Genomic DNA, 14178 nt, shown 5'->3' with positions numbered 1-14178 from the left:
CTAATGACAAAAACAGTATTCGTAGTGGCACATTCACATTGGGATCATGAGTGGTATTTCACACAAGAAGATTCCGATATTATTTTAGTAGAAAATCTTGATTATTTAATTGACACGTTAGAAAATGATCCGGCATTCACTTGCTACTCTTTTGATGGGCAATTTTCTATTGTTGAAAAATATTTGAAAATTCGTCCAGAAAATAAAGAGCGTTTGTTAGCTCTTGTCGAAAAGAAGCGCCTTTTCATTGGGCCTTGGTACACTCAGGCAGATGCATTGCTTGGGATGACTGAGTCCGTTATTCGTAATTTATTGTATGGAGTGAAATATGCAGAAAGCTTTGGCCATTCCATGAATATCGGTTATGCACCAGATATTTTTGGGCAACATGCTTATTTACCATCAATTTACTCTCGTTTTGGCATGGATTATTCCATTTTTCAACGAGGTGTTTATAACGAACAGGTTGCAAAGAACTTGAACTTTTTGTGGGAAGCTCCTAACAAAGAGACAATTAAAACAAATAATATTTTTTATGGTTACGGTCCGGGAAAATTTTTAACAACAGAAGAGAACTATGTCAATCAACGTTTATTACCTATTCTGGATGAGCTAGCAAGGAAAAATCAGGATACCAATGCTATTTTGCTGCCGGCTGGTGGTGACCAAGTCATTATCAATCAAGCGTTTCCTGAGACAGTGAAACAATTAAATGAATTAGATTCAGCATATGAATTCCTACTTAGTGATTATGAAACCTTTATGGCAGCTGCTTGGGATGAAAATAATTTCCCTGACACGATTTCTGGGGAATTGCTCGCTTGTCAAAAATCACGTATTCATAATACATGTCGTTCCGAGCGTTATGATATTAAACGTTTGAATTTTGAAGTTGAGGAACTGCTGATCCATGAACTAGAACCATTATGTTTGATTGGTCAACAGCACGGAATCAAGTTCCCGCAAAATTGGTTGGATCAAATTTGGAAAAAAATCTTTGATAGTCAAGCCCACAACGGCATTGGTGCATCAAATTCGGATGATGCGAACCATGATATCGTTGTTCGCTTAACCAGTGCTTTACGTCAAGTAAAAGACTTGATCAATTTAGTCAAGCGTCAACTGGTAGGAGCTATCAGTAGCCAATTAGGAACAGAAGATGTCGTAACGTTATTTAACACAGATATCAAAACACAAACTTTTACACGTGAATTAGTCCTGTTTAGTTCAAAACCGTCTTTTGGTATCAGAACGGTGACGGGTGAAGCAATTGAATATGTAGTCAAAGAACAAATCAGTCTCGATGGAGGTAAAAGAATCATTGTGACGTCAAAAGGGGAGAAAGAAGAAGAGGTCCCTCCGTATTATCGCTCAACTATTTTGTTGAAAGACGTTTCAGTTCCTGCGATGGGATACACTACTCTCCTAATGGAGGACCAATCAGGAGTAACAATCGGTACAACGGAAAAATCAGCTACAACTTCCATTGAAAACGAGTCGTTCAAATTTAATTTTGCTGACCGCCTAGTGATTGAAAATTTACAAACGGGAGAAAGAATAGAAGACCCATTCCATTTTGATGATACTGCGGATGCAGGAGATTCTTTTGATTACTCACCGTTAAAAAGTGGTGATGAAGCAATCATCATTAGTGACTATGAGAGAGGTACTGTAACTAAGAATGACTTGTGTCAATCTGTGGAGTTAACACATACAGTGAAATTGCCAGCAAAATTAACTGGTGAAAAACGGTCAACTGAAAAAGTAGAGTTTGTTATCCAAACGAAAGTCTCGCTTTACACAGGTGAAAACTTTATCCGAATCACTCACCAAATGAATAATCAAGTATTAGATCATCGTGTCCGTGTTAACTGGAAAACAGGTGTTACAGATTTAGCAAAACACCATGCAGATCAAGGGTATTCAGCGTTAGAACGTTTGAGTACTAATCCATATCAAGAAAATTGGCGTGAATTAGGATTTGTTGAAAAGCCAATGCCAATCTATCCATTAGAAAGTTTTGTTGCACTATCTGATGAAAAGGCACATTTTACTTTCCACACAGGAATGATAAAAGAATATCAAGTGGAACCTGAAAAAGAACGATTGTCAGTAACTTTATTCCGTAGCAATGGGTTGTTAGGTCGAGATGATCTTGCATGGCGTCCAGGACGTGCTTCTGGAATTAATAATATGGTGGTTGAAACACCAGATGGACAGATGCTGACGGAAATGTCATTTGACTATTTCGTAAGTTTTGGGGAAGGACGCTTTGATCCAACTGAAGCCTATGAAATTTCGAAAAAATTATTTACAACGCAAGATTTTTATCAAGTACAAAGCTTGAATTCTTATTTGAATCGGGTAGATCGTTTTAATATTCCACCGCTAACTAACGTTGTTCCTAGCGAAGATTCATTGCTGAAATTAGAAAATAAACAGTTGTTTATGAGTACTGCTAAAAAAGAGTGGGCAGGGGATGGGATGATTATTCGCTTGTTCAATCCAAATGAGACAGACGAAGCCATCAAATTAATGAACTTGGATCGATTTGACTCAGTTAAGGTTGTCGATTTAGCAGAAAATGTGTTGAATGATTTTGTTCAAGGACAAACTTTAGGAGCAAAAGATTTTCTAACACTTTGTCTAAAATAAGTAAGGGAGTTAAAGAATCATGACCTACGATTTAAGGCCAACAATCAAGGTACAAGAATATGCTGCAGCAGCGGTCGGAATCACTGAGATTGTTGCAAGTTTAAAAGAACAGATAACTAAAAAAAACGCACAGATCATTTGTTTCGAGACATACCCGGGAATAGATCAGCAACTTTTAAATCAACTGGTGGCTGAACTTGTACCAGAGAAGGTGATTCACAGTGAAATATGTACTCGACCAAAAAAAGAAATCAATTGTGAGTTGGCAAAAGAGTTGACAGAAGATCGTGTCTTCGGGTTGATGACCCATGCAGAAATGAACGATTATTTTGATTGTTCCGCAATTACTGAAGTACAACAGGAAATCAAAGCAACAAATGGATTAGTTATTGTATGGGGTGTAGGGGCTGCTTTGGTAGCTTCTTCACCTGACATAACTGTTTATTTCGACATCACGCGTTGGGAAATCCAAAAACGATTCAGAAAAGGGTTGAACAACTGGTTGGCGGAGCCTGAAACAGATGCGCTCAAGAAATTTAAACGAGGCTATTTTTTTGAATGGCGAATTGCGGACAAACTAAAAAGTCAGTTGCGTTCACAAACGGATTTTTATATTGATGGTACAAAAAATGAAAAGTGGACAATGATTGATCGTGCGACGTACGAAACAATTCAAAAAAAAGCTGTACAGCGACCATTTCGCTTAGTGCCCTACTTTGATCAAAGTCCATGGGGTGGGCAATGGATGAAAGAAAAATTTGAGCTTCCAGATGAAATCCCAAATTATGGCTGGGCATTTGATGGAGTGCCAGAAGAAAACAGTTTAATTTTTGAATTAGAAAATGCGCAATATGAAATGCCGGCAATCAATCTCGTACGAAATTACCCAAGCCAACTGTTGGGTGAACGCGTATATGCTTTATTTGGCACAGAATTTCCAATCCGCTTTGACTACCTTGATACAATGGGCGGCGGAAATTTAAGCCTGCAGGTTCATCCTAAGGTGGAATACATTCAAGAAAAGTTTGGGATGGTTTATACGCAAAACGAAAGCTATTATATTTTAGATGCGAAGGAAGATGCTTCAATCTATCTTGGGCTAAAAAATAATACTGACATAGACGAGCTGTTTAACGAACTAGAAAAGGCCAGTAAAGATAGCAACTATAGATTTGATGATACCAAGTATATTAATCATTTTCCTGTTCAAAAACACGACCATTTTTCGATTCCTGCAGGAACAATTCATTGTGGTGGCACAAACGCGGTTATACTTGAAATCAGTGCTACTCCATATATCTTCACGTTTAAACTTTGGGATTGGGGTCGTTTGGGGTTAGACGGTAAACCTCGACCAATTCATTTAGAACATGGACGAAAAAATGTCGATCGTCGATTTGATGAGGATTATGTTCGAGCGAATCTTTTTTCACCAAATGAGATTCTTTCAAGCAACGAGCAAGCTCTTGTCGAAAAAACTGGGCTATGCGACTTAGAATTTATTGAGACTCGACGACATACGTTTACAGGTGAAATAAAGCTAGAAGCACATGATTCGGTAAATATGCTTTGTTTGGTTGAAGGGGAGTCCATTGAGTTATTCAGTGATGATGGTGAATTCGTTCCAATCACTATTCATTACGGTGAAACCTTTATTATTCCAGATAATTGCCAGAACGTATCCTTTAAGAATAACGGGAAAAATCCTTCAGTAGTAATTCAAGCTTTTATCAAATAAGAGAAGAGCCTATTGCAAATGCGGTAGGCTCTTTTATTATGTACTCTGGACAAAAAAATAGTATAGGATGGAAACTATTTAGGTTTGGCATAAAATTTTTTAGGCAAACAAATGACAATCTAAGTGATTTGATCGATCATTCTTATGGTATCATAAAGAAAAACAGGAATAAGGAGAAATAATGGTTACTATCAAACAGATTGCTAAAGAATCCGGAGTCTCGAAGAGCACGGTTTCTCGTTATTTAAATAACGGATATGTTAGTGAAGCAACAGCAAAAAAAATCGAAAAAATCATCAGTAAATATAATTATTCACCTAATGAATTTGCCCGTAATCTAAAGATTCAAAAAAGTAATTTTATCGGAGTAATTTCCCCGCGATTAACTTCGCCATCAATCATGGCAATTTTGAATGGGATTGATGAGGTTGCACGGAAAAATGGATTTCAAATGCTGATTTCTAATACTGAATTGGCAATCAAACGCGAGATTGAGAGTATCTACAGTCTAGTGCAAAACAAAGTAGCTGGTATTATTTTATTGGCAACCGAAATTACGGAAGAACACATCAAAGTAGCGAATTCAATCGACGTGCCAATCTTATTTGTCGGGCAATCTAATGAAGCGGTCTATTCCGTAGACCATGACAATTATCAAGCAGGTGTGAATCTTGCTCAAGCTTTGTTGGAATATGGTCACAAAGAGGTATTATATGTCGGTGTACCAGAAAATGATTTGTCAGTCGGAATCAATCGAAAACAAGGGGTTGTGACAACTTTTCTTGAAAATGGAATCACACCTCAGATCGTTCCTTCAACTTTTTATCCAGAAGATAATTATCAGTTAGGATTAGAATTGCTACCTCAAAAGAATGCCAGTTTGATTATCTGTGCGACAGATAGTATGGCGATGGGGGTAATCAAAGCTGCAAACCAATTGAATATCGCTATTGGTGTCGAACTTTCGGTTGCTGGATTTGGCGGCTACTCCTTTGGTGAGTACCTCTATCCACCGTTAACGACAGTTGACTTTCACCATAAACTTGTCGGTGAGAAAGCAGCGTGTTTAATGACTGAGCTTTTACAAGGAAATGAGATTGCGCGACAAACAATTGTTGATACGACAATGATTATCAGAAATAGTGTATGTGCTGTTAAAAAGTAGTTGACAGCGCATACATCTGCGTGTTACGCTGTTTTTGTTATTAAGGGAACGGTTCCACAAAGGATTGAGTTTTTATTTATTATTTTTTTAAGCAAAAACGGGAACGGTTCCATAAAAATGAGGAGGAAGAACAAAATGGAAAACCGAGAGATTGCAGCAGAAGTGATTCATGCCGTTGGTGGTGCAGAAAATATTCAAAGCGTTGCGCATTGTGCAACTCGATTACGATTGATGGTCAACGATGAAAGTAAAATCGATAAAAAAAAGGTAGAAGACATTCCCAAAGTCAAAGGAGCATTTTTTAACTCCGGACAATATCAGATTATTTTTGGAACGGGAACTGTTAATAAAATTTATGACGAGGTTATCGGTTTAGGCGCTCATGAAACGTCCACAGCTGAAATGAAATCAGAAGCAACAAAAAATGCAAATCCTTTTCAACGAATGGTTCGTACGTTTGGAGATGTCTTCGTACCGATTATTCCTGTCTTAGTTGCAACTGGTTTGTTTATGGGACTCCGTGGATTGATTACTCAGCCTCAAATTTTGCAACTGTTTGGTATGACACCTGATGCAATCAATTCGGACTTTCTTTTATACACGCAAGTCTTAACTGATACAGCGTTTGCCTTTCTACCAGCTTTAGTTGCTTGGTCAACATTTAAAGTCTTTGGTGGTAGTCCAATCATTGGGATAGTTTTAGGACTAATGTTGGTTAATCCTGCTTTACCAAACGCTTATGCAGTAGCCTCTGGAGATGCTACACCGATTATGTTACTTAATTTTATTCCGATTGTGGGGTATCAAGGAACTGTTTTACCAGCCTTTATTGCCGGCATCTTGGGTTCAAAATTGGAAAAAAGATTGCATAAATCCGTACCAGATACCTTTGATTTATTAGTCACACCTTTTGTTACATTATTAGTCATGAGCTTACTATCCTTGATGGTAATTGGCCCCATTTTTCATTCTTTTGAAACGGTGGTCTTGAATGGCACAGAATTTGTTTTGGCTTTACCATTTGGTTTAGCTGGTTTGATTATTGGTTTTTTAAATCAATTAATCGTCGTAACTGGTGTACATCACATCTTTAATTTCTTAGAAGTCCAGCTATTGGCAAATACAGGTGTGAACCCATTTAATGCAATTATTACTTGTTCTATTGCAGCACAAGGTGGCGCAACTTTAGCGGTTGGCTTCAAAACGAAATCGAAAAAATTAAAGGCATTATGTTTTCCTTCTGCTTTATCAGCCTTTTTAGGTATAACAGAACCTGCAATCTTCGGGGTAAATTTACGTTATGTAAAACCATTTATCATGGGGCTGATTGGTGGCGCTGTGGGTGGTTTTGCAGCTAGTTTGTTGCAATTGGCTGGTACTGGAATGGCAATTACAGTTATTCCGGGAACGTTGCTTTATTTAAACGGTCAATTATTGCCTTATTTATTTGTAAATATCTTAGCAATCAGTGTAGCTTTTGTCTTGACGTACTTGTTTGGCTACCAAGAAAAAATGGAAGAAGAGCTAGAACAAGCATAGACAATTGGCTTTAGTAAGGAAGTGAAAGTTAGATGTTAGATGGTAGAGTAAAGGACAGCCGTTATCCATTGAGTTTCCATTGTACACCAGAAGAAGGGTTACTGAATGATCCCAATGGATTGATTGAATATCAAGGAGCGTATCATCTCTTTTATCAATGGAATTCCAAAGACTGCTCACATGATTATAAATCCTGGGGACATGTTGTTTCTCAGGACATGATTCACTGGAAACGTTTGCCGGTGGCATTGGTTCCTAGCGAGCCTTATGACAAAGACGGAATTTATTCTGGATCAGCGATTGAAAAAGATGGCAAATTATACTTATTCTATACTGGAAATGTGATTAACCCTGATAGAAGTCGAAGTAGTTTTCAGTGTTGGGCAGTTTCAGAAAACGGTGTAGATTTTAAAAAGTTAGGCCCGCTTTTTGAACATCCGCAAGGGTATACACGTCATGTGCGTGATCCAAAAGTCTGGTTTGATAATGAAACACATCGATGGCGTTTAGTGCTCGGGGCTCAAACTTTAGCAGAGCAAGGAACAATTCTCTGTTACTCGTCCGCTGACTTTAAAAAGTGGCAATTTGATGGCGAACTTTTTGATTCAAATGAAATGGAAAAGATCTCTCAGAGAGGCTACATGTGGGAATGCCCTGATCTTTTTCAGGTGGATGGTCAAGAACTCTTACTTTATTCGCCACAAGGATTGACGGCGGAGAGAGAACAGTATCAAAATATTCATCAAACGGTCTATCTGCCACTGACGAAAGAATGGCAGATTGCTTCAGAAAATGAGTTGGTAGAAATGGATTGGGGATTTGAATTTTATGCACCTCAAACGTTTGAAACAGCTGATGAACGACGCATACTCTATGGTTGGATGGGCGTAATGCCACCTGAAAAGGAACAAGCACAACCAACAGTTGCAGAAAAGTGGGTGCATTGTTTAACGATTCCTCGTGAATTGAACTTCCATGAAGGTCGGCTTTATCAAAGACCCATCCGAGAATTACAACAGTTGCGCGGAGAAGAGTCTACTTTTGGGTTGATGGGAGACTGGAAATGTCCTTTGGCGAAATTTGGTTCAGAAATTCTTATGACCTTTGACTCTTTTGCTGAAGATTTCCAAGTAGAAGTAACGACTGGTTTTTCTTTACTATTTGATGCTAAAAAATCGCTGATGGAATTGAGTCGAACGAATTGGGAAGACGGCAAAAAAGAATTTCGTCATTACCATTTAGATGAACCATTGAAAGAAATTCAGTTGATGATTGATGGATCCGCTGTAGAAATTTTTGTAAACCATGGAGTAGCAGTAGCTTCAGCCCGTTTTTTCGCCCTTAAGAAACCATTACTCAAATATAATGGAAAGAATCAAGGACGTGGTGTGCATTTCAGCTTGCTTGATTGCCGTTAAAAGAAAGGGGATTGGGACAAAACTAAAAAGCCCAGTTGTTCTTAACACATTTTTCAATTCAAAAAAGCCTAAAATCACCGTTTTCAAAAACGAAGTTTAGGCTTTTTTTCTATTTAGACTATTTTTGCCCCAGCCCCTTTTTGTGTGAAGTGAGGATGTTCTTTAAGAGGTAGTAGTTGAAATTTTAGCGCGAATGGTAATTCCTGGTTGGCTTTTTATTCGTATGATTGCACTTAAATATACTGGGGAATTTTTGTACATAACTGGGTATGATGAGTATTAGAAGTGAATGACGATGATTTAGAAAAATTTATTTTTATGCGAGGAAATTGTTCCTTATGATTTGTACTATATGTGAAATCAAAAATGTTGATGATGAAGATATGTTGAATTTGGGAGAGCTCTTTTATGTGAAGCGTTATATTTTGAGAAAGTCAGTTAACTTAATAGAAAAAAGAACTAGTTCCATCGAGTGTATTCATCAAAATAATGATTGATTTCGTTTTTTTATAGGAGAGAATAGGACAAGATAGTGAAGTGTGTGCTAATAGTGTTCTTGAAAAGTACTAGCGTAGGTGGTGGAGAAATGGAAGAAATCGAAAATGAACTTTTTTATCAACGATTAAAAAAACGTGATGATGATGCATTCGATTATCTAATTACAGCTTATAGTAAATTATTATGGGCAGTGGGTGCTCGCAGTGGTGTTCATAATAACATGGATCTGGAAGAAATAATCAGTGATGTTTTCTTACGATTTTGGCAACATCCTGAAAAATTTAATCCAGAAAAAGGTAGTCTGAAAACTTATTTGTGTATTATGACAAAGAGTATGACCAGAAATAAATGGCAAAAAGTCCAAAAATTTAAACAAGAACCATTGACGGAAATAAATGAAGATGCACAACAACTGATTAGTGATGAACTTGATGAGAAAGAAGCATGGCAAGAACTGTATAACTTGATTTTGACGTTTGACGAGCCCACACGTCAATTATTGTTTTGGCGAATCTTTTGTGATTTATCTCCTCTGGAAATCGCAGAGCGCACAAAACTCACGAGTAAAGAAATTGATAATTATTTGTATCGAGGGCGTAAAAAGCTTCGTCACTTAGTGAATGAAAATTCTTTTTTTAGAGAGGTGGAAAATAGATGAAAAAAGATCCTTTAGAATATTTAACTGAAGAACAGTTAGATGAATTACTGAAATGTACTGATCAACCCTTTCACGAAAAAAATAAAAAAGAAATCAAGAATAAATTTGTAACAAAAAAGAATATGTTTAGAAAAAAGAGACAACAAAAAAGACGTTGGATAATTGGTGGATCAACGGCAGCATTAGGTTTACTATTAGTAGGATTTACTTTTCGAGATGATTTGTCGTTAGCTTATAAAAAAAGGTTTGGTACAGATACAGAAATCTTATTGTTAAATTCAGATAAGCTAAGTCAAGAAGTAACGGATCAAGGATTACGGCTAAAAGCTGTTGCCTCTTTTAAAGATGGGAATAATCAATACTTGGTTAGCCAACTAACTGATTTAACTGGTGATCGGCTAGCAAAAGATACAGTCATCGAGGATTGGGAAATGTTTAGTGGTGGGAATACCCAAGTGGTCAATTATGACGAAGGAACGAAAACGGCTACATTAGTTACCAGCGCGATTGGTGCAGAGGCTACGCCAATTTCCGGGTTTCAAATCCGTTCTTTTGCAAGTCAAGAAAAAAACTTTATAAAAACTTTTACTCCAAAATGGGAAGAAATAGTAAAACCAGCTAAAACTTGGATTGATTTAACAAAACAAGAAAGCCAAGGTGGTGGATTTGATGAAAAAGAAGCCAAAAAACTAGGCGTTACTTGGGACAAGATAATCAAGGAAGGATTAAAACCATTGGAGGTCAATGAAAAATTAGACCAAAATTTTACAATTTCCAATATTGCTTACAAAGATAATTTATTACATGTCCAACTAAAAATACCAAATGAACCTAAGATGGCAGCTGTTTTTCCAAGTTTGGCTATTGGTGAAAAAGAAATAGAACCAATCGTAGACTTTAGTATTGATGAGGGGACGCATAATAATCAAACTGGCAGATCTGATTATCAAGAATATGTTTTTGCTATTTCAGAAGCAGACTTAACTCAAGCAAAACTTCTTTTAAACGGGTGGAATTGGGGTGTCTATCAAGAAGGGAATTGGCTGATACAATTGAAAGAGGCGAAAGAATTACCAATCACCAATTTGCCTGATCAAGAAATCGATGGAGCAACGGATAAAGTATTCTTAGAAAATATTACTTTATCGCCGCTGGCACTAGACTTTGATTATACGGGGAGTTTAATCAATGTTCCGATTATATTGACTTATAAAGATGGGACAACTTTCAGGTTAGATGAAGACAGGAGCCATTTCCAAGAAGGTAAAAAAATGCATTATCGTTATGAATTTGGATTAAAAGATAACGAAGAAATCCAATCAATTAAAATTGGAGCGAGTGAATTAAGTTTAGATTCCAAGGACTCAGCAACTTCTGAAGAGAAGTAAGAAAAATTAATGTGAAAAAGTGTTAATCAGCGAACTACTAATTGGCACTCGGATCAATTGTTCCTTAAATAATTCAACTAGCTCAGGCTAACTACGAAAAATTTTTTCAAAATAAAAGGTGCTTTCAAATGTCTAACTTTTGGAAATTGAAGGCACTTTTTTATGTATGTTCCAGCTCCTTTTTCTGTCAGTTAATGAGTGTGCTTTGGAGCGTAGTAAGGAATAATAGAAGATAAAAACGCTACGGCTAAAGAATGGTTCTCCCAGCTTTTATTTTAAAAATGAAGACTGGGAGATTTTTTGTGTTCAGACAGGAGTTGCTTGAAAAAGATAGGTGTGAACAGTTTCAGCTTTATCTATAAAGAATATAGTTACCACATAAATGAATCTTCTGGGAATGCACGTTAAACCTGTGCTTACTTAAATAAATGATAAACTTTTGGTAGTAACAGGCATGTACTGAACGTTTTCTTGTTGCCAAATTGTATTCCGTGCTACAATTTCTTTAGTAATTTTTTGATAAAGGGGTCATGAAAGATGTTAGGGAAAAAGGATAAACAAAAAAAGAAACAGCTTGAGATAACAAATGAAAAGAAACTGAATGAAGTAGCTGAGTTGGAGACACAGGAAGAACAAGAAGAATTTCAATCGTTCTTTAATGATGTGTTGAAACAATTTCCAAGTAAAATCTCTACTGCCATCATGAAATCTTTTGATAGTACAAAGACTAAAGCATTAAAGTTGACGGCTGCTAGTCGAAGTCGTTTCGATGGCGTTTTTGATGAATTTTTGACAGATGTCGATCAAGAAACTCGTAAAAAATGTCATACAACGGTTCATGTGGCATCCTTAACAGCAGCAATCATTGGTTTATCACCTATTCCGTTTTCCGACGCGTTTTTATTAGTTCCAGTACAGTTAACGATGATGGCACGTTTACATAAAATATTTGGACAATCTTGGTCGGAAAGTTTGGGTAAAAGTTTGACTAAAGAACTGGTAGTTGTCAGCTTTGGCCGTAGTGCAGTAGGCAATATCTTAAAATTTATTCCGGTAGTTGGAACAATTAGTGGTGGTGCGGTCAATGCGGTGGTTGCGATGGCAATTACAGAATCTCTTGGCTGGGTGACGGTCAAAATGCTGAATGATGGGGAAGATATCTTTGATCAAGTAATGTCGTTTAAAGGCCAGTTTGATACTTTGTTCAAGGCGATTCAAGGAGTAAATAAGAAAAAATAGCCAAAAGAGGTTGTGGCTCCAAGCGTCCAGCTTCGAAAAGAAAAGACTATGTCAATATTTTTTGTCATAGTCTTTTTTTTAGCTCAATTGGAGAATAATCGAAATAATCGCTAAATAAATTTGATTTTTGGAGATCATCAATCTGAAAAAAGTTTCTGATCCAGTACTCAGTCAAAAAATGATGGGCGAGGGATTTGCGGTAAAGCCAAGTAACAATGGTTGCGGTGATTAAGCAAGTTTTTCTAATTTCAGAGAACGCGAAAAGCCCTCCTTCTTCTAAAATAAGAAGGAGGGCTTTATGATGCTTTCAAGCGGTTCAAGAGATGAGTACTTAACTTGGAAGACAAATCTGACCGAGAAATTACCAATTACATAATGATAGTTATATTATTCTTTCAATAGTGTTAGCTCTTACATTCTCGATTCAATGTTTACTTGAACTAAAATGAATTATTATTTGAATAGATCAACTATAGGAGGAAGTAAGCCATTGAAAAAAATATTTATTACACTTACTTTAGCGTTAGCAAGTCTTTTTGTTATGTCAGGATGTCAGTTTTATGATAGAGAACTAAAAAAAGAAGTCTACTATACAAAAATCACGACAACTCCTGAAAAACAAACAGATAAAGACGGTAGCTCATATTTTGAGTATAATCAAGTATTTGTCAATAAAAATGGTGAGAAAATCGACTTAGAAATGAAAGAATATCGAAATAAACCATTAAAAAAAGACGCCTATTTGAAAGCAAAAGTAACAAAAAGTGACGGAGTGAAAAGTTGGGAAGAGGTAGAAAAGAGTAAGGTTCCTGACAAAGCTTTAGACGTTATCGAAAAGAGTAAGTAAATAATACGTAATTCTTGAATTGAATAGTTCCTACAAACTAGGTTGACTGTATCTCGAGCAAAAAGATATGGTCAACTTAGTTTTTTTAGAATAAAAATCTTTAGTCAAAAATCACATGGTATCATGCTCTTTTTGAACTTGAAGATCAAGACGTTCTTAGAGATTATTGTTATGTAAGTTCGTACGGACAGTAATTTTAGAAAGTAGGGAATCAAGTGACATTAGGTATTTCAATTTATCCGGAAAAATCAACAAAAGAACAAGACAAAATCTACATTGATCTAGCTTACCAGCTAGGCTATCGTAGAGTTTTTACGAGTTTATTGGAGCTAGCAGGAGATAGCGATCAGGTTATTCGTCATTTTAAAGAAACGGTTCAGTATGCTAGTCAGCTAGGTATGGAAGTTGTCGTAGATATCAACCCCCAAATTTTCAAGCAAATTGGTGTCAGTTATGAAAACCTCTCTTTTTTTGCAGATTTAGGCGTTTATGGTATTCGCTTGGATATGGGGTTTACGGGAAGAGAAGAAGCTGAGATGACGCGTAACATGTATAATCTAAAAATTGAAGTCAATATGAGTATTGGAACAAAGTATATCGATAATATTATGTCTTTCTCACCAAATAAAAAGAATTTGATTGGGTCACATAATTTTTATCCAATGGAGTATTCGGGTTTAGCCGAAGATTTTTATGCGTATTGTTGCCAGCAGTTCAAAAAATATGATCTTGAAACGGCGGCATTTATTACTAGTAAGCATGCGCAACTTGGTCCTTGGCCACTACAAGATGGACTTTGTACGTTGGAACAGCACCGAACACAGTCAATTCGAAGTCAAGCATCGTATTATCTGTTGGATGACCGAATTGATACGATTATTATTGGTGATGCTTACGCTAGTGAACAAGAGTTGAGAGAAGTTTCGGAAATATATTTTACCACTCACCCTCAGTTGCAAGTTGTTTTAGAAGAGGGCATTCAACCTTTAGAAAAGAAAATTGTGGAATGGCAACAGTTTTTTTGACAAATTTT

At 36.6% G+C, this 14178-nt stretch carries 11 protein-coding genes; all 11 read left to right on the top strand.

Features of this window, described 5'->3' with window-relative positions:
• Window positions 1–3: 3 nt before the first annotated feature.
• The 11 genes from RV17_RS12065 to RV17_RS12015 all read left to right on the top strand — a co-directional run bounded on the left by RV17_RS12065 (window position 4) and on the right by RV17_RS12015 (window position 14170).
• Window positions 4–2655: a glycoside hydrolase family 38 N-terminal domain-containing protein gene (locus tag RV17_RS12065; RefSeq protein ID WP_067481858.1), complete on the top strand. Its 2652-nt coding sequence runs from the start codon at window positions 4–6 to the stop codon at window positions 2653–2655.
• Window positions 2656–2674: 19 nt separating this feature from the next.
• Window positions 2675–4393: a class I mannose-6-phosphate isomerase gene (locus RV17_RS12060; RefSeq protein WP_071869331.1), complete on the top strand. Its 1719-nt coding sequence runs from the start codon at window positions 2675–2677 to the stop codon at window positions 4391–4393.
• A 181-nt stretch (window positions 4394–4574) separates the two neighbouring features.
• On the top strand, window positions 4575–5558 hold the full coding sequence (locus tag RV17_RS12055) for a LacI family DNA-binding transcriptional regulator (RefSeq protein ID WP_071869330.1): 984 nt from the start codon (window positions 4575–4577) through the stop codon (window positions 5556–5558).
• Window positions 5559–5693: 135 nt separating this feature from the next.
• The gene (locus tag RV17_RS12050) at window positions 5694–7097 is read left to right on the top strand and encodes a sucrose-specific PTS transporter subunit IIBC (RefSeq protein ID WP_067481864.1); all 1404 of its coding nucleotides are present in this window, start codon (window positions 5694–5696) and stop codon (window positions 7095–7097) included.
• Between the two features lie 32 nt (window positions 7098–7129).
• Window positions 7130–8515: a glycoside hydrolase family 32 protein gene (locus RV17_RS12045; RefSeq protein ID WP_071869329.1), complete on the top strand. Its 1386-nt coding sequence runs from the start codon at window positions 7130–7132 to the stop codon at window positions 8513–8515.
• Window positions 8516–9101: 586 nt separating this feature from the next.
• A complete protein-coding gene (locus RV17_RS12040; protein ID WP_067481867.1) occupies window positions 9102–9671 on the top strand; it encodes an RNA polymerase sigma factor in 570 nt (189 codons plus the stop codon).
• Window positions 9668–11059, top strand: coding sequence for a hypothetical protein (locus RV17_RS12035; RefSeq protein WP_071869328.1), 1392 nt, complete (start codon window positions 9668–9670; stop codon window positions 11057–11059). The genes RV17_RS12040 and RV17_RS12035 overlap by 4 nt, the downstream gene beginning before the upstream one ends.
• Window positions 11060–11596: 537 nt before the next feature.
• Window positions 11597–12298 (top strand): YcjF family protein, encoded by a 702-nt coding sequence (locus tag RV17_RS12030; RefSeq protein ID WP_071869327.1) that lies wholly within the window; start codon window positions 11597–11599, stop codon window positions 12296–12298.
• 127 nt (window positions 12299–12425) lie between these two features.
• Entirely contained in the window at window positions 12426–12530 is a 105-nt protein-coding gene (locus tag RV17_RS13760; protein ID WP_071869326.1) for a PTS glucose transporter subunit IIA, read from the top strand.
• A gap of 258 nt (window positions 12531–12788) precedes the next feature.
• Entirely contained in the window at window positions 12789–13145 is a 357-nt protein-coding gene (locus RV17_RS12020) for a YxeA family protein (RefSeq protein ID WP_071869325.1), read from the top strand.
• A gap of 215 nt (window positions 13146–13360) precedes the next feature.
• Window positions 13361–14170 carry a DUF871 domain-containing protein gene (locus tag RV17_RS12015; protein WP_071869324.1) on the top strand — a complete coding sequence of 270 codons (810 nt, stop codon included), beginning with the start codon at window positions 13361–13363 and terminating at the stop codon, window positions 14168–14170.
• Window positions 14171–14178 lie beyond the last annotated feature (8 nt).

The sequence above is a fragment of the Enterococcus thailandicus genome, assembly GCF_001886265.1.
Lineage (GTDB): Bacteria > Bacillota > Bacilli > Lactobacillales > Enterococcaceae > Enterococcus_B > Enterococcus_B thailandicus.
Note: the sequence above shows the minus strand (reverse complement) of the source record. Positions and strands in the feature narration are given on the sequence as shown.